The 16349-nt window shown below is 69.3% G+C and carries 13 protein-coding genes; 6 read left to right on the top strand and 7 right to left on the bottom strand.

The window, feature by feature from the left end:
* Positions 1-408: 408 nt before the first annotated feature.
* Positions 409-1269 carry a helix-turn-helix domain-containing protein gene (locus tag ACFQSB_RS33060; protein WP_380830747.1) on the top strand — a complete coding sequence of 287 codons (861 nt, stop codon included), beginning with the start codon at positions 409-411 and terminating at the stop codon, positions 1267-1269.
* Between the two features lie 20 nt (positions 1270-1289).
* Positions 1290-1475 (top strand): DUF397 domain-containing protein, encoded by a 186-nt coding sequence (locus ACFQSB_RS33065; protein WP_380830748.1) that lies wholly within the window; start codon positions 1290-1292, stop codon positions 1473-1475.
* Positions 1476-1568: 93 nt separating this feature from the next.
* Here ACFQSB_RS33065 and ACFQSB_RS33070 read toward each other — a convergent pair whose 3' ends face one another.
* The 7 genes from ACFQSB_RS33070 to ACFQSB_RS33100 all read right to left on the bottom strand — a co-directional run bounded on the left by ACFQSB_RS33070 (position 1569) and on the right by ACFQSB_RS33100 (position 11399).
* On the bottom strand, positions 1569-1694 hold the full coding sequence (locus ACFQSB_RS33070; RefSeq protein WP_380830749.1) for a hypothetical protein: 126 nt from the start codon (positions 1692-1694) through the stop codon (positions 1569-1571).
* A 65-nt stretch (positions 1695-1759) separates the two neighbouring features.
* Entirely contained in the window at positions 1760-1990 is a 231-nt protein-coding gene (locus ACFQSB_RS33075) for a hypothetical protein (protein WP_380830751.1), read from the bottom strand.
* Positions 1987-2220: a hypothetical protein gene (locus tag ACFQSB_RS33080; protein WP_380830752.1), complete on the bottom strand. Its 234-nt coding sequence runs from the start codon at positions 2218-2220 to the stop codon at positions 1987-1989. Before ACFQSB_RS33080 ends, ACFQSB_RS33075 begins: the two co-directional genes overlap by 4 nt.
* A gap of 288 nt (positions 2221-2508) precedes the next feature.
* Positions 2509-3087 carry a hypothetical protein gene (locus ACFQSB_RS33085; RefSeq protein WP_380830753.1) on the bottom strand — a complete coding sequence of 193 codons (579 nt, stop codon included), beginning with the start codon at positions 3085-3087 and terminating at the stop codon, positions 2509-2511.
* Positions 3084-3692: a hypothetical protein gene (locus tag ACFQSB_RS33090; protein WP_380830755.1), complete on the bottom strand. Its 609-nt coding sequence runs from the start codon at positions 3690-3692 to the stop codon at positions 3084-3086. The genes ACFQSB_RS33085 and ACFQSB_RS33090 overlap by 4 nt, the downstream gene beginning before the upstream one ends.
* A 448-nt stretch (positions 3693-4140) precedes the next feature.
* The gene (locus ACFQSB_RS33095; RefSeq protein WP_380830757.1) at positions 4141-9903 is read right to left on the bottom strand and encodes a ThuA domain-containing protein; all 5763 of its coding nucleotides are present in this window, start codon (positions 9901-9903) and stop codon (positions 4141-4143) included.
* 212 nt (positions 9904-10115) lie between these two features.
* Positions 10116-11399, bottom strand: a complete 1284-nt coding sequence (locus ACFQSB_RS33100) for an ROK family protein (RefSeq protein ID WP_380830759.1) — start codon at positions 11397-11399, stop codon at positions 10116-10118.
* 239 nt (positions 11400-11638) lie between these two features.
* Between ACFQSB_RS33100 and ACFQSB_RS33105 the strand changes: the two genes are divergently transcribed.
* From ACFQSB_RS33105 to ACFQSB_RS33120, 4 genes are all read left to right on the top strand, one after another.
* A complete protein-coding gene (locus tag ACFQSB_RS33105; protein WP_380830761.1) occupies positions 11639-12925 on the top strand; it encodes an ROK family protein in 1287 nt (428 codons plus the stop codon).
* A gap of 260 nt (positions 12926-13185) precedes the next feature.
* Positions 13186-14673: a sugar ABC transporter ATP-binding protein gene (locus tag ACFQSB_RS33110; protein ID WP_380830763.1), complete on the top strand. Its 1488-nt coding sequence runs from the start codon at positions 13186-13188 to the stop codon at positions 14671-14673.
* Positions 14670-15701 (top strand): ABC transporter permease, encoded by a 1032-nt coding sequence (locus ACFQSB_RS33115; RefSeq protein ID WP_380830764.1) that lies wholly within the window; start codon positions 14670-14672, stop codon positions 15699-15701. The genes ACFQSB_RS33110 and ACFQSB_RS33115 overlap by 4 nt, the downstream gene beginning before the upstream one ends.
* A gap of 115 nt (positions 15702-15816) precedes the next feature.
* The coding region (locus ACFQSB_RS33120) for a substrate-binding domain-containing protein (protein ID WP_380830766.1) at positions 15817-16349 on the top strand (533 nt) is incomplete at its 3' end.

Genomic DNA, 16349 nt, shown 5'->3' on the forward strand with positions numbered 1-16349 from the left:
GTACCAAATCGTCCAGGAGGGTTCGAGCTGGTCGAGCTGCTGGGCGGCGGCCTTGGCCGCGGGATCCCAATCGCCGGGGACGAATGGTGTGATCGGTTCTCCGCGCCGGTGCCGCCCACGGCGGCGTGCGGTCTCCATGCGGCCGCCATCGGCCGGATCCGGATCACCCCAATGCGGGCGGTTAAGGCCACTCACGGGCTCGGACCTCCAGACGTCCAGTGTGGAAGGGCTCGTCCAGCCGTGGCCGGCCCCGCTTCATTCCGGCCGGTGACGATGACCGCTTACGCCATCTCGCTGCGATAGCTGCCTGTAGTGGCTACGCTTCGGACGGTAACGGTTAATGGATACCACGCCGATGCAGACCTGCATGCGGGTTCTCTGCATTCGATCGAGGAGAGGGAGGCGACGATGCCCGCCGGTCACAGCCCGAGCGTCCGAGGTCGTCAGCTGATCACTGAGCTCAAGCGGCTACGAGAGGCCGCCCAGCTCATCCAGAGCGAGGTCGCCAAGCAACTCGACTGGCACCCGACCAAGGTCTTCCGCATCGAGACCGGACGCAACAGCCCGCACCCCAACGACGTGCGCGGCATGCTCGACCTCTACGGCGTCACCGATCCGAAGGAGCGCGAGGGGCTCATCCAGCTCGCTCGGGAAGCTCGCAAGCACGGCTGGTGGTACTCCTACCGGGACATCCTCCCCAGCCAGTACCAGGTGTACATCGGCCTCGAGTCCGAGGCCGCGTCCATTCGCAACTTCGAACTCGCCGCCGTCCCCGGCCTCCTGCAGACGGAGGACTACACCCGCGCACTGGTCGGCAGCGGACCACAGGAACTCGATCCCGAGGAGATCGAACGCCGGGTCGAGGTCCGGATGACCCGGCAGAAGGTCTTGGAGGCGAGTGACCGCCCGCAGTTGTGGGTGATCCTGGACGAGGCCGTGTTGCGCCGTCCCGTCGGCGGAGCCCACGTCCTGCGAACCCAGATCCGCTACCTGCTCGACGCCTCGGAGCAGGCCAAGACGACCGTTCAAGTGGTTCCGTTCCAGCGGGGTGCACACCCTGGCATGATCGGCCCCTTCGTCCTGCTGGGCTTCTCCGAGCCGTCCGATCTCGACGTCGTCTACATGGAGACGATCGCTGGAAATCTCTATGTAGATGAGTCGGCAGAGGTCGGTCACTACGCCACCGCGTTCCATCACCTGATGGCCGAGGCCCTCAATGTGAAAGACACGCGAGATATGCTCAATACAGCGATGCATGAGCTGGAGTGACCAGCACAAGGAGGCTCGCAATGTCTGAGCGGGACTTGTCCGACGTGGCATGGCGCAAGAGCACCTACAGCCAGCAGAACGGCAACTGCCTGGAAATCGCGTATCTGGGTGCCTCGGTCGCTCTTCGGGACTCAAAAGACTCGGAGGGGCCAAAGTTGTTCGTTTCAAAGGACGATTGGCGTGCCTTCATCGACAGCATGAGGTAGTGACTCTGATCCCCGTCGGCTCGCGTCCGGCGGGGTGGGTTCGCGGACCGCACGGGCGCAGGAGGTTGATCGGGCGCCCAGCCGAGAGAAGTGCTACCCGGGAAGCAGGGTGAAGGCGGGTACGTGTACGGGGCGGACCGCGGCGAAGTGGCGTACGTCGAGCGTGAACACCTCGGCGACCTTCAGTCGCTCGGCCACCGCGACGACTGAGGCGTCCACGGCGCCGAGGGGAAAGTCCGCATAGCGTTCGATCAGCGCGGCGACTCTGGACAGGTCAGGCTTTGTCAGCTCGACGAGTGTGAATACGTCCGCTTCGAGAGCACGGAGAAAAGCGCCTCCGGCGCGGCGCCGCCGAACCTGGAGATCATGTAGCACACTTCGGCCGCGACGAAGCTTGGGATGAGAAGCTCCCGGCGTGCATTGTGGAGACGTTGAAATTCGCGGACGCAGCGCTGGTGATGGGCATCGTCGGAGATGGTGGTGGCCACGAGCGGGCCGGTGTCGACGACGATCACTCGTCGTGTCCGAAGCCCTCGGCAAGGATGTCCTCGGTACGGGCGGCCACGTCTGATCGGCCGGCACGGATGGAACCGAAGAAGGCCGGGGGCCAGGAGTCGCTCTCGGTGTGCTCAGAGGAATGAACAAGTCGCAGGGTGTGCGCGCGGATCTCCCGGAGTTGGTCTCCGGTGAGCCGGTCTACCAGCCGATGCATGTCCTCGTACTCTTCAGGAGCAGCAGCCGTCATGGCCCCGAGTCTACGTGCTGGAACTGATCGTTTCCGAGCCATGGTCTGATCAGCTCCCCGCGCCGGTGCCGCACGTGGCGGTGTGCCGTTTTCGTCCGGCGACCATCGGCCGGATCTGGATCATCTGGATACGACCAGATCGTCCGGCTGGGCTTTGCGAGGCGTGGAAACGATCGCGAAGCACCTTGATGTGCGCCCGCCGGGGTCTCCCCGGCACCCGTCCAGGAGTGGGTGCCGGGGCCGTGGCGCCGGGCCCGTGGGGCTCGCCGGACTCGGCCGTGGCGGGGGTCAGGGGTGGGAGCGGGGGCGGCGGAGCCAGAGGACGGCGGCGGTGGCGGCGGCGAGGGTGAGGGCGCCGATGATGAGCAGGGTGCCGAGCGGGCTGTCGTCGCCGGGCTCGGAGGCGGCCGCCGCGGCGTTGTCCAGGGCGGGGGCCTTCGGCGCCGCGTTGTTCAGCGGTGCGGGGGAGGCGGCTTCCTGTGCGGCGGGGGCGGCGGGGTCCTGGGCGGTCACCTTGACCGTCTTGTGTGCCTTGCCGGGGTCGGTGGCGGTCACCGTGACCTTCCACTCGCCGCTCGGCAGCGGCTCGGCGGCGTGGTAGAGGTTCTGGCCCTCGGATGAGGATCTGAGGGGGATCGGACCGAAGGAGCGGCCGTCGGTGGAGGTGGCGAGCAGTGTCGCGGTGACGGTCTCCGTGACGGGGTGGTCGTCCTCCTTGTAGGTCACCAGGACGTTGATGTTGTGGGCGCCGTCCCCGATCACCTCCAGCTTGATCGGCCCGCCGTGGGCGGAGGCCGCCGGTGCACCGAGCAGCAGCGCGAGTCCGGACAGCAGGACGGTCATGGCGTATCTGAGTGTCATGTTCACGGGTGGTGCCCCTCGGGTTCGGTGTCGGGGGTGAGCGCCCCGTCGCCGGGTGGTGCCTGCAGGAAGACGTGCTGGTGTCCGTAGCCGGCCTCGACGTTCACGGCGTCCAGTGCGGTGGCTCCGACCGACCAGGTGAACAGCGCGTCGGAGCGTTGCCGCGCGGCCCGTTCCAGCGCGCTCGCGGCGGACGGTCCGCGCAGGTCGCGCGTCGCGGCGTAGGCGTCGACGGTGGTGGCGAGCTGCCGGACGGCGGAGGCGAGACTCGACCTGGCCACGTTGGTCGCGGTCTCGCCCGAGGGCGGGTCGGCGAAGCTCGCGACGGCCGCGGTGACCGCCTCGCGCCACTCGCCGACGTCCGCGGAGGTCACCGCGGCGGGGCCGGCGGCGGCGTCGCCGTCGGGCATGGCCAGGGCCAGTCCCTCCAGCACGGGAGCGAGCCGGTCGCGGGTGGTGCGCGCCAGCGCGGTGAGGTCCTTGATCTGTGTCTTGTCGCGGAGGGCGGCCTCGGTCCGGAGCCGGTCGGCCGTCCGCTCGGTGGAGTCCGGCCCGGTCACCGCGAAGACCAGGCCGCCGGACAGGAGCGCTCCGAGCGCGAACGCGGCCACGAGCGTCCAGACCCGGGACGCGTTCCAGGTCCGGGGTGCGTTCCAGGCCCGAGGTGCGCTTCCGGGCCGGGGCGCGTTCCAGGTCCGGGACGCGCTTCCGGCTCGGGGCGCGTTGCCGGTCCGGGGTGTGCTTGCGGTCCGGGGCGCGTTCTCGGTTCGAGACGTGTTTCCGGTTCGAGACGCGTTCTCGGTGCGAGGTGCGTTCTTGGTCCGGGACGGAGTGCGGACGGGTGAACCGCCGGCCGGGGGGTTCTGGGACGCTGACGAGTTCCGGACCGGCGTCGCTTTCCTGTTCTGGCCGATGACCGCCACCTCCTCAGGGCGCTTTCGGGGGGACAGTGGGGCGGGTGCCCCGTGACGCGTGTCACGGGGCACCCCTGGGTTCAGCGGGGCGCCGGGTCTCCTTCCGGTGGCCCGGCGCCCCTGGGGGCCGGGGCCCCGCTGGTGATCAGTTCTTCGGCGTGCCGCCGTACCGGACGATCAGCGTGTCCGCGTCACGCACGAGCGTGGTGCGGACCTGCGCGTCCTTGACGACCTTCTTGTCGTTGACGACCTTCTTGAAGTCCTCCAGAGCCTTGACGATCTTCTTGTCGTTGTTCTGGTCCTTGCCCTTGCCCTTGTCGCCGTGACCGTGGCCGTGGCCGTTGTCGTCCTCGGCCTTGCGGACCTCGGCGATCGCCTTCTGCAGCTTCTCGGCGGCCTTGCGGTCGAGCTTCTTCTCCTTCTCGAAGCGGTCGATCAACCGGCCGATCTCGGCGGTAGAGGTGGCGATGGTGAACTTCACCGTCTGTGCCGTGGTGTTGCCCGCCTTGTTGACGGCGGTGACGGTGAGCGTGTGCTCGGCCAGCGACAGCGGGTACAGCGCGACGACGGTCCCGGAGGTGATCGTCTGGCCGTCCAGCGTGCCGGTGACCGACTTGAGGCCGGACCCGTTGTCGATGGCCTGCCAGGCGACCTTCAGGTCCTGGCTGTCGCCGTACTGGGCGCCGTTGGCGACCCCGGTGACCATGACGGTCGGGGCCTTGGTGTCGATCTTGACCGTCACGGCCTTGACGTCCTCGACGTTGCCGGCCTTGTCGGTCGAGCGGTACTGCAGCTGGTGCTGTCCCTCGCCCGTGATGTCGACGACCGCGGTGTACGGCGTCCAGGCGCCCCCGTCCAGCGAGTACTCGATGGAGGCCACGCCGGACGCCTGGTCCGCCGCGGTGAGGGTCACCGGCACGGCGCCGTTGTGCCAGCCGTCGTCGTTCGCCGGAGCGGACGCCGCGGTGGTCGTCGGAGCCGTGGTGTCCACCTTGACCTCGAGGGTCTTGGCGTCCTCGACGTTGCCCGCCTTGTCGGCGGAGCGGTAGGCGAGGGTGTGCGCGCCGTCACCGGAGACGACGATCGCCTCGGTGTAGGCGGTCCAGGCGCCGCCGTCCAGCTGGTACTCCGTGCGGTCGACCCCGCTGCCCTTCTCCTCGTCGGCGGCGGTCAGCGTGACCTGCGCCGGCGCGGTGAACCAGCCGCTGTCCGGCTGCGCCGGGTCGGTCGTGGCGCTCGTCACCGGGGCCGTCTTGTCGGACTGCTCGACCACCTTGGACAGGTGGAAGTAGTCGAACTTGACGGTCGCGGACTTGGTCTGGCTCGCGCCGAAGGCGAACAGGCCGATCTTGCCGCCGTTGGCCACCACGCTGTTGCGCACCGGGGTGTTCGCGGCGATCTCGGTCCAGGTGGTGCCGTCGGCGGAGTAGAACCCGCTGAAGGCGTCACCCTTCTTCACCAGGCGCAGCCACCACACGCCGCCGGTGACGTTGCCCACCTGCGGCTGCGGGTCCTGCACGGCGCCGCCGACCTCGCTGCGCAACTCCAGACGACGGGCGACCGTCGAGCCGGGGGTGCTGTCGGCGACCAGGTCCAGCTTCACGTAGTCGTCGTCACCGGTGTAGACGATCAGACCACCCTGGTGGTACTGCTCGCTGATCGCAGAGCCGTCGAGCTTGGTCTCCAGCGTCCAGTCGCCTTCCGGCGCCGGCTGCAGGATGAAGTTCTTCGGCGAGCTGTTGCCGGTCCCGTAGATGTCGCCCGTCTGGGTGTCGATCTCCAGGTTGCCGCCCGTCACCCGCGAGGCGGTGGGGTCGGGGCGCACCGAGGCGTCCCAGCGGCAGCCGTCGAGGGAGGTCCCGTCGAACTCGTCGTCCGTGCCCGGCCTGGTGGCCTTGTCGTCCGGCGTGATCTGGAACCAGTCGAACGCAGCGTCGACCACGGGGTGGTTGGCGCCGGCCAGCGAGAGGAAACCGATCTTCGGGTTGGTCATCCCGGCGAGCGGCTTGGTCTGCGACATGGCGGTGAAGGTGACGCCGTCGGAGGAGTAGTGAGCGGTGATGTTGGTGCCGTCGCTGACGAACCGCACGTACACCGTGTCGGGGTAGGTGTCCCCGAGCTGGGCGGAGTTGCTCGCCGTGACCTCGTTGGGAGTGCCCTTCTCCTCCCGGATGAACTGGAAGACGCGGTTGGCGTGGGAGTTGTTGCCCCGCGCCTGCAGCACCATCTTGGCGTAGTTGTCGTCGTCGCCGTAGATGATCAGGCCCGCCTGCTGGTACTGGTCGCGGGCGTTCATCGTCAGCTTGGTGGTGGCCGTCCAGGCCCCCGACGGCGCCGGCTGCACGACGATGTTGGTCGTGTTGCCGCCCGCGCTGTAGATGTCGGTGGTGGACGTCGGGATGATGAGCTTGCCGTCCACGACCTTGAGGTCCTGGTTCTCCCGGATGACCGACCAGCGGTCACGGTCGAGCGTGGTCCCCAGGAAGTCGTCGGAACGGCCGGTGAAGCACTGCGTGGCCGGCGCGTCCACCTTGACCGTGACCTTGGCGGTGGCCACCGCACCCTTGGCGTCGGTCACCGACACCGTCGCGGTGTAGGTGCCCGGCGCGTTGTAGGTGTAGCTCGCCGCGGCGGTCGTCGGCTCCGGAGCTCCGGCCACGCCGAAGTTCCACTTGTAGGTGAGCGGCTCGTCGCCGTCGGGGTCGGTCGCCGTCGCGGTGAAGTCGACCTTCAGCGGAGAGGTTCCCGTCGTGGGCTTCGCCGACGCGGTGACCAGCGGGCGCTGGTTCTCGGTGACGCCCTTGCCGATGAAGTCGACCCAGTTGGCGTTGATCAGGAAGGCGTCGTTGGCGGCGCTCGCCGGCTTGCGCACGACGAAGTACAGCGTCCCCGTCTGCGCCGGGGCGTCGGTCAGGTTGATCGTGACGTCGGTGAACGTCTGCCAGCCCCCGGTGCCCGCCACGTCGGCCGATCCGATCAGCTGCCCGTTCACCGGGTCGCCCAGCCGCACCTGGACGGTGCCGCCGGAGGTGGCCGACGAGACGCGCAGCCGGACCGCGCTGATGTTCCCCAGGTACACCGGGGAGTAGGACCACCAGTCGCCGTCCTGGATGTTGCCGATGTTCTTGGTGCCGCCCTGCGGGTCGGTGGTGTCCTCCACCTGGACGCCCGGGGCGTCGGTGCCCGTGCCGCCCGCGGCGCGGCCGGTCTGGGTGAAGTGCTCGGCCTGCTTGCGCTTGGGCTGCAGGATGACCTGGCCGCGTCCGGTGAGGGACTTGGCCGCGCCGCCGGCGCCGCCCTTGTCGGCGTAGGTGGCCTCGATCACGTAGAAGAGGTTGTCGTCGATTCCGTGACCGTTGTCGGTGAGCGTCTGCAGCACACCCTCGCAACCGGTGTGCTGGTCGAGGGGGTGGGAGTGGCTGTCGTGACCGAGGAACGCCTGGACCTGGACCTTGTCACAGTCGATGTCCCCGTCCTCGGGGTCGGTGACGGCGACCTTGTACTTCACCTGGTCACCGAACTCGAAGAAGCCTCCGTCCGGCGGCGGGAGCAGGGTGACGGTCGGGCGGGTGTTGCCCGCGACGATCGGCACGCTGGCATTGGCGGTGACGCCCTCGGGGTTGGTGATCGTCAGGACCGCGCTGTAGTTGCCCGCCTTGGTGTAGGTGTACGACGGGTTGGGGTCGGTCGAGTCGGTCGTGCCGTCGGCGTCGAAGTCCCACGCGTAGGTGATGGTCTTGCCGTCCGGGTCCCGTGAGCCCTCGCTGGAGAACTGCACGGTCAGCGGCGCCGGGCCGTCGGTCTTGTCGGCCGAGACGCGGGCGACCGGCGGGCGCACGCCCTTGGTGTAGTCGACGCGGTAGACCCCCGAGTCGGCGTTGTCGCCGCCGAAGCCCGATCCCCACTCGATGAGGTACAGCGCACCGTCGGGGCCGAACTTCATGTCCATGGGCTTCTTGAAGCTCAGGGTCTTGAGGATCTGGTTGATCTTGACGAGCTTGGCGCCGTCCTCGTCGAGCTGGAACGAGAACATCTGGTTGTTGTTCCACTCACCGAAGATCGCCTTGCCGTCCCAGTACGCCGGCCACTTGGTGGCCGACTGCAGGTCGGGGTTGTACCGGTAGACCGGTCCGCCCATCGGCGCTCCGCCGTGCAGCTCGGGGAAGTTCTGCGCGTCGGTGTTGTAGTGGTACCAGACCGTCGCCGGGATCACCGGCGGCAGGTTGGTCAGGCCGTCGTTGTTGGGCGAGTCGTTGACCGGCGCGTCGCAGTTGAACGGCGCTCCGGAGGTCTTGGTCGCGAAGTTGTAGTCGACGAACGGCTTGTTGTTGCCGTTGCAGTACGGCCAGCCGTAGTTGCCCGGCTTGGCGATCAGGTTCCACTCGACGGTGTTCTCCGGACCGCGGTTGGCGTTCGCGGAGTTCGCGTCGGGGCCGTACTCGGCGACCATGGGACGGCCCGTCTTCGGGTCGAGGCCCATGCGGAACGGGTTGCGGAAGCCCATGCCGTAGATCTCGGGCTTGGTCTTCGCCGTCCCGGCGGCGAACAGGTTGCCGGAGGGGACGGTGTAGGTGCCGTTGGCCTCGGGGTGGATGCGCAGCAGCTTGCCGCTCAGGCTGTTGGTGTTGCCGGCGCTGCGCTGGGAGTCCCAGGAGGACCGGCCCGCCTGCTCGTCGAGCGGCGCGTAGCCGTCCGAGGCGAACGGGTTGGTGTTGTCACCGGTGGCGAGCCACAGGTCGCCGGTCTTGGCGTCGATCACCATGCCGCCGCCGTGGTGGCAGCACTCGGCGCGCTGCACCGGCACGTCCATGATCTTCTTCTCGCTGGACATGTCCAGGGTGTCCCCGGTGACCGTGAACCGGCTGAGCCGGTCGACGTTCTCACCCGCCGGCGAGTGGTACAGGTACAGCCAGTGGTTGGTGTCGAACGCCGGGTCCAGCGCCAGTCCGAGCAGACCGCTCTCGTTGGCGGTGAAGACGTTCAGGTGACCGGCCGTGACGGAGCCGCCGCTGGTCTTGATGATCTTGACGTCGCCCAGCCGGTCGATGTAGAAGACCCGGCCGTCCTTGGCCACGTCCAGCATCATCGGGTTGGAGGTGTTCTCGTCGAGGCTGACCTTGTCGAAGCTGTCGCTCTGCGAGGCCGAGCAGTCGGCCTTCACGGCGCCCGCGGCGGTCTCGATGCCGCCGAGCAGCATCTTCAGGAAGTTCGGCTCGGCGTAGCTCTCCTTGGTGTGGCCGAGGCCGGTGTACCAGGAGCGGCCGCCGTCGTAGTCCTGGCACCACACCGTCGGGTGGTCGATGCCCATGGTGGCGCCGGTGTAGGACTTCTCGTCCATCGACGCCAGCACGTGCACGGTGCCGCGGGGGTTGGACTGGTAGTCGTACCACTCGTCGGTGCGGGTCCACGACGTCGGCAGCCCCTGGGTGGAGGGGTGCGCCGGGTCCTCGACCTTGACGGTGGCCTGCTGGATGGCCGGGTGCTGCTTGAAGTACGCGCCGACCAGCTTGCCGTACCACGCCCAGTTGTAGCCGCTGTCGGAGGCGGCGTGGACACCGGCGTAACCGCCGCCGGCCTCGATGTAGCGCTGGAAGGCGTCCTTCTGGTCCTGCGTGCCCAGCGGGTCGCCGGTCGTGGACATGAAGATGACGGCCTGGTACTGCGCCAGGTTCTCGTCGGTGAACTTGGTGCTGTCCTCGGTCGTGTCGACCGCGAAGTTGTTCTCCTGGCCGAGCTTCTGGACGGCCGCGATGCCCTCGGGGATCGCGTCGTGCCGGAAGCCGGTGGTCTTGGAGAAGACCAGGACCTTGAAGTCGGGGGCCGCGGCGCTCGCCGTGCTCTCGGCGTTCGCGGCGCTCGGCGAGGACACCAGGAAGGTGAGGATGGGAAGGACGAGGGCGAGGGCCATCGTCGCCGCCGTCGCCCGTAGAAGGCGAAGGTGATCTGCTGGCAGGACCGCGGTGAACGGCCTGGCCCACGTTCGAGAACGTGGTGACATGGGAAACCCTTTCCTGACCGGGGGGACGTCAGGCAAGGCGCGCGCCGCCGCGCTTGTTGCCGCTTGTTGAGATGGACACTGCGGTGACTGGAGATGTGCCGTCTCCAGGTACTGGGAGGCCGTCAGGGAACCGTCGGCCTGGGTAAGGAACTCATGATCGTCGTCGGGTCGTCGATGAGGTGGTTGACCACCATGCTCGCGGCGCCGCGGGACGCGGCGCCGAAACCTAGATCAGAGGCGGTGAATCTGCACTGGGGGGCGGGGCCGGCCACGACGAGCCGCTCCAGCTCCGCCTGGGCGTGCGGCAGCAGCCACTCGGCCAGCGTGGCGAAGTAGCCGCCGACGACGATCACGCGCGGGTTGAACAGGTTGGCCACGATCGAGCCGCCGAGCCCGAGCCACCGTCCGACCTGCGTGACCGCCTCCAGCATGCCGCGGTCGCCCGCGGCCAGCCTTCGGGCGATCTCCGTCGCCCGTTCCTCCGGGTCGGACACCGGGAGACCGGGCAGCGTGTACGCCTGCTCGGGCATCGCCGCGCGCGCCAGCGCCGCGAGGCCCACCTTGGTCTCCCAGCAGCCGTGCCGGCCGCATCCGCAGCGGGCGCCGGCCGGGTCGACGGGCAGGTGCCCCACCTCCCCGGAGAAGCCGTCCGCGCCGCGCAGCAGCCTGCCGTCGACGATGATCCCGCCGCCCACGCCGACCTCGCCGGTGAGGTAGACCATGTGCGGCGTGCCGGCGGCGACGCCCGAGGTGTACTCGGCCAGAGCCGCCAGGTTGGCGTCGTTGTCCACCATCACCGGCACGCTGAGCGGGCCGAGCGCGGAGGACAGCCGATCGGCCAGCGGCAGGTCGTGCCAGTCGAGGTTGGGCGCGAACCTCACGACGCCGCGCGCGACGTCGACCAGGGCCGGGATCGCCACCGCGACGCCGGCCGGGACGGCGCCGGCGCGCTTCATCGCCTCGATGGCCTCCCGGGCCACCAGGCCGAGCCGGCGCAGTGACCTGTCGGTGCCGCTGCCCACCGCGTCGAAGCTGACCCGGCGCTCCACCAGGACATGGCCGCTGAGGTCGCGGCCGTGGACCGAGATGTAGTCGACGTTGATCTCCAGGCCCAGCGCGCCGACGTGGGCGCCGTGCAGCGCCACGGCCCGCCGGGGACGGCCGACCGCGCCGACGTGCTCGATGCCCACCTCCCGCACCAGGTCCCATTCGAGGAGCTCGGCCACGAGGTTGGAGACCGTGGCCCGGTGCAGGCCGGTCGCCTCGGCGATGTCGGCCCTGGAACGTGACACATGGTCGCGAAGCTGACGAAGCACCGATGACAGGTTGGCCCTGCGCAGAGCGGTGGCACTGGTGGGCGGGGCGGTGCCGCTCGCCGCGCGGATAAGGCGGGGGTCCTGGGTCACGCGGTCACCGCCCTTCGTTTATCTCCGTGATCAATTAATGAGGTTTGTAACACGGAGATGTCCGGTATGCACTCCATTGCGAGGTAACGAGTTGGCATCGCGCCGGAGAACGGCAGGTCAGCAGCAAAAAACCTCTCGTTACGGGAAAGTTACACAGCTCGTCGCCCTGCGCCGCTTGTCTGATCCGGGTGTCTATGTCTTTAATTCGGCGAGCCATGCGAATCAATTAAGGGAGGGCCGTGGAGCACAACCAGCCCGACGGCCGCCTCGTCGAACCGAGGGGTCTCGGCCGACCGGCGGGGCTTCCCGCCGACCAGACCACGGTTCGCCGTTCCAACCTCTCCCTGGTGCTTCGCCATGTCAGCGAACGCGGGCAGTGCTCCCGGTCGGCGGTCGCCATCGAGACCGGCCTGAACAAGACCACCATCACCAGCCTGGTGGGGGAGCTGCAGGCGCGCGGACTGCTCAAGGAGATCGGGCCGCAGCACGCGGGCTCCGTCGGGCGGCCGAGCCTCGCGCTCACCCTCGACGGCGCGAGGGTCGGCGCCCTCGGCGTGGAGGTGAACGTCGACTACGTCGCCGCGTTCGCCACCGACCTGGCGGGACGGGTGCTCATCGACCGCAGGATCGGCTTCGACGCGATGGGAGCCGGCCCCGGCCGCTCCCTCGGCAAGCTCTCCCAGGTGATCGACAAGGCCGTCACGGACCTCGACCGGCTCGGAGTCACGCTGGCGGGGATCACCGTGGCCATCCCCGGACTGGTCAACGCCGCCACGGGCACCGTCGTCGTCGCCCCCAACCTCGGCTGGCACCAGGTGCCGCTGGTCGACCGGCTGAAGTCCGCCGGCATCTCCGCGCGGGTGCCCGTCACCATCGACAACGACGCCAACCTCGCCGCGCTGGCCGAGTACACCTCAGGGGTCGCCATGGGCACGCCCGACCTGGTCTACCTCACCGGGGAGGTCGGCGTGGGCTGCGGCATCATCTCCGGCGGCCGTCCTCTGAGCGGGGCGGACGGGTTCGCGGGCGAGGTCGGCCACGTCGTGGTCGACCCGTCGGGCGAGCCGTGCGGCTGCGGCAGGACCGGCTGCTGGGAGACCAAGGTGGGGCTCGCGGCGCTGGTGCGGATGGCGGTCCCCGACCACGCCTACGGCACCGACCGGCACCTGCTGCGCGATCCCGAGGAGCGACTGGCGGAGATCGACCAACGGCGGGCCGAAGGAGATCCCCGGGTCGACGCCGCCATCACCGAGGTGGGCCGGTGGCTCGGCCGCGGAACCGCGCTGCTGATCAACCTGTTCAACCCGCGGGCCGTCGTGCTGGGCGGATACTTCGCCCGGCTCGCCGACCGGCTCATCCCCGTCGCGCAGACGGAGCTGGACGAGCTGGGTATGACCGCCGTCACCGGCCGCTGCCGCTTCCTCGCCTCCACCCTGGGCTTCGGCGCGGCCGCACGGGGCGCGGTCAACGTCGTCATCCAGCGGGTGCTGTCCGACCCCACCACCATCGCGATCCGCGACTCGTAGATCCCTGGCACGGAAGGCAACGACCACCCCCGCACCCTGAACGCTTCCCCCTGTCCTCACCGCCCCTCACCAAGCGTCCCGTTCGCCGGCCGTCGGTCAGAGCTGTGACGTCACCGTCCTCGCCGACTTCGGTGCCGTCCCAGTCGTGCCGTCTGACCCGGCCGGCGAACGGGATCCCCTCTCCCCGCTCGGCCGTCCAGACACACCCCCGGAGGCTCCCCGTGCCGCGGTCATCTCCCGACTCGGCTTCTCTCCTCGTCATGCGAGGAATCGTCAAGCAGTTCCCCGGCGTGCGCGCCCTCGACGGCGTCGACCTCGACGTCCGCGCCGGGGAGGTGCACTGCCTGCTCGGCCAGAACGGCGCGGGCAAGTCGACCCTCATCAAGGTGCTGGCCGGAGCGCACCAGCCCGACGAGGGCACCATCACCTTCGGGGGCGAATCGGTTCGCCTGACCAGCCCGACCGCCGCGATCAGGCTGGGCGTCTCGACGATCTACCAGGAGCTCGACCTGGTCGACGGGCTGAGCGTGGCCGAGAACATCTTCCTCGGCCACGAGCCGGCCCGGATGGGGTTCGTCAGCCAGGGCGAGGTGCGCCGCGCCGCCCGCGAGCTGCTGACCGGGCTCGGCCACGGCGAGATCCGCCCGACGGCCGAGGTGGGCCGGCTGGCGCCCGCGGCCAAGCAGGTGGTCAGCATGGCCCGGGCGCTCTCGTACGACACCCGGCTGATCGTGATGGACGAGCCGTCGGCGGCCCTGGCCCACGACGAGGTGGAGAACCTGTTCCGGATCATCCGCGACCTGACCGCGCGGGGTGTGGCGGTGGTCTACATCTCCCACCGGCTGGAGGAGATCCGCGAGATCGGCGACCGGGTGACGGTCCTGAAGGACGGGCGCACGGTCGCGGTCGGGCTGCCGGCCAAGCAGACGCCCACCTCGCAGGTGGTCTCGCTCATGACCGGCCGCAACGTCGAGCACGTCTTCCCGCCCCGGCCCGCGCCCGGCGGCCACGAGGGCCGTCCGGAGATCCTGCGCGTGGAGGGGCTGAGCGTCCCCGGCCGGGTCAGGGACGTGTCGTTCACCGTGCACGCCGGGGAGATCGTCGGGCTGGCCGGGCTGGTGGGGTCGGGCCGTTCGGAGATCATCGAAGCGGTCTACGGAGCCCGCCGCGCCACGGGCAGGGTCGTCGTGGAGGGCGTCCCGGTGCGTGGCGGCAGCACCACCCGCGCCGTGCGGGCCGGCATGGGGCTCGCCCCCGAGGAGCGCAAGGCCCAGGCGCTGCTGCTCGACCAGAGCGTCATGCGCAACATCTCGCTGAGCAGCCTCGGCCGCTACGCCAGGTTCGGCTGGATGGACCGCCGCCGGGAGGCGTCCGACGCCTGGCGCCAGGTCGAGGACCTGGGCATCCGCCCCCCTCACCTGGAACGGCCGATCAAGAACCTGTCCGGCGGCAACCAGCAGAAGGCGGTGCTGGCGCGCTGGCTGATCAACGGCCGCAGGCTGCTGCTGCTCGACGAGCCGACCCGCGGCGTCGACGTCGGGGCCCGGGCGGAGCTTTACGCCGTCATCAGGAAGCTGGCCGACGAGGGGATCGGCGTGCTGCTGGTCTCCAGCGAGGTCCCCGAGGTGCTCGGCCTGGCCGACCGGGTGCTCGTCATCCGGGAGGGGCGCGTGATCCACGAGAGCGACGCCCGGGACCTCGACGAACACAACGTCCTCGACATGATCATGGAAGGAAGACCGGCGTGAGCGACTCCCTGAAGCCCGCGGTGGACGAACAGGGGACGACCGGCCGGTCACGGACCGGCGGACCCGCCCCTACCACGACGACGCTGAACCGCCTGGGGGCGATCCCCCATCTCGGACTGATCATCGCGCTCGCGCTGCTCGCGGCGGTGGGCATGGTGACGGTGCCCGACGCCTTCGGCACCGGGTCCAACCTGGTGAGCGTGCTGTCGCTGACCGCGACCATCGGCGTGATCACCGTCGGCATGACCTTCGTGATCATCGGCGGCGGCATCGACCTGTCGGTCGGCGCCCTGATGGCGCTGGCCTCGGTGTGGGCCACCACGCTGGCCACGCAGGCCTACGGCCCGTTCGTGATGATCGTGTGCGCCGTCCTGGTGGGCGCCGGCGCCGGCCTGGTCAACGGGCTGCTGATCGCCTATGGGCGGATGGTGCCGTTCATCGCCACGCTGGCGATGCTCGTGGCCGCCCGCGGGCTGGCGCAGCGGATGTCGGACCGCAGGACCCAGCTCGTGCAGCAGGGCAACGACGCGATCGTGGGGCTCTCCACGACGCGGGTGCTCGGCCTGCCCGTGCTGGTGTACATCTTCGCCGTCGTCGTGCTGCTGGGCTGGATCCTGCTGAACCGCACCACCTTCGGCCGGCGCACCTACGCGGTCGGCGGCAACCCTGAGGCCGCGCGCCTGGCCGGCATCGACGTGCGCCGCCACACCGTGCTGCTGTACGTGCTGTCCGGCCTGTGCTGCGGCATCGCGGCGGTACTGATCATGGCCAGGACGACGACCGGCTCGTCGACGCACGGCGACCTGTACGAACTGGACGCGATCGCCGCGGTCATCATCGGCGGCACGCTCCTCACCGGCGGCCGGGGGAGCATCATCGGCTCCATCCTCGGCCTGCTGATCTTCACGTTGATCACCAACCTGTTCATCCTGAACGGGCTGAACACCAGCGACCAGCTCATCGCCAAGGGGATCATCATCGTCGTCGCCGTGCTGTTGCAGCGGCGAAGCCTGGCGACAGGCACCTGAAACCGCGGAGCCCTCTCCACTTCGCGGCGAGGGCTCCGCGGCCGGATCGCGCATGCGATCAGCTGCACCCAAAGGAGAGATCATGGAAAAGAACGTAGGCCGGCGCGGTTTCCTGGTGAGCGGCGCCGTCGTCGGCGCCGGCGCCCTGGTGAGCGCCTGCACGAGCAACGAGCCGGCCGCCGCGCCCTCCGCCGCCGCCACCCAGGCCGCCGCGGCGGCGGGGACGGACAACGACAAGCCCGGCGAGAAGGTGGTCATCGGGTTCTCGGCTCCGGCGGCCGACCATGGCTGGATCGCGGCGATCACCAAGAACGCGCAGGACGCGGCGAAGAAGTACTCGGATGTGGAGTTCAAGCCGGTCGAGCCGACCAATGACATCAACCAGCAGATCTCGGCGGTGGAGTCGTTGATCGCCGCCAAGGTGAGTGCGCTGGTGATCCTGCCCAACGATGGTGAGCAGTTGAACCAGGTGGCTCGTAAGGCGATGGACGCCGGCATTCCGGTGATCAACGTCGACCGGATCTTCCCCGACAAGCTCTCGTACCGGACGTGGATCGGGGGGGACAATTACGGCATGGGCGTGGCCGCGGGTACTTACATCGGCAAGACGCTGAAGGACAAGGGCGTGTCCAACCCGGTGATCCTGGA

It is taken from the genome of Sphaerisporangium rhizosphaerae (assembly GCF_042665155.1).
In the GTDB taxonomy this organism is placed as follows: Bacteria; Actinomycetota; Actinomycetes; order Streptosporangiales; family Streptosporangiaceae; genus Sphaerisporangium; species Sphaerisporangium rhizosphaerae.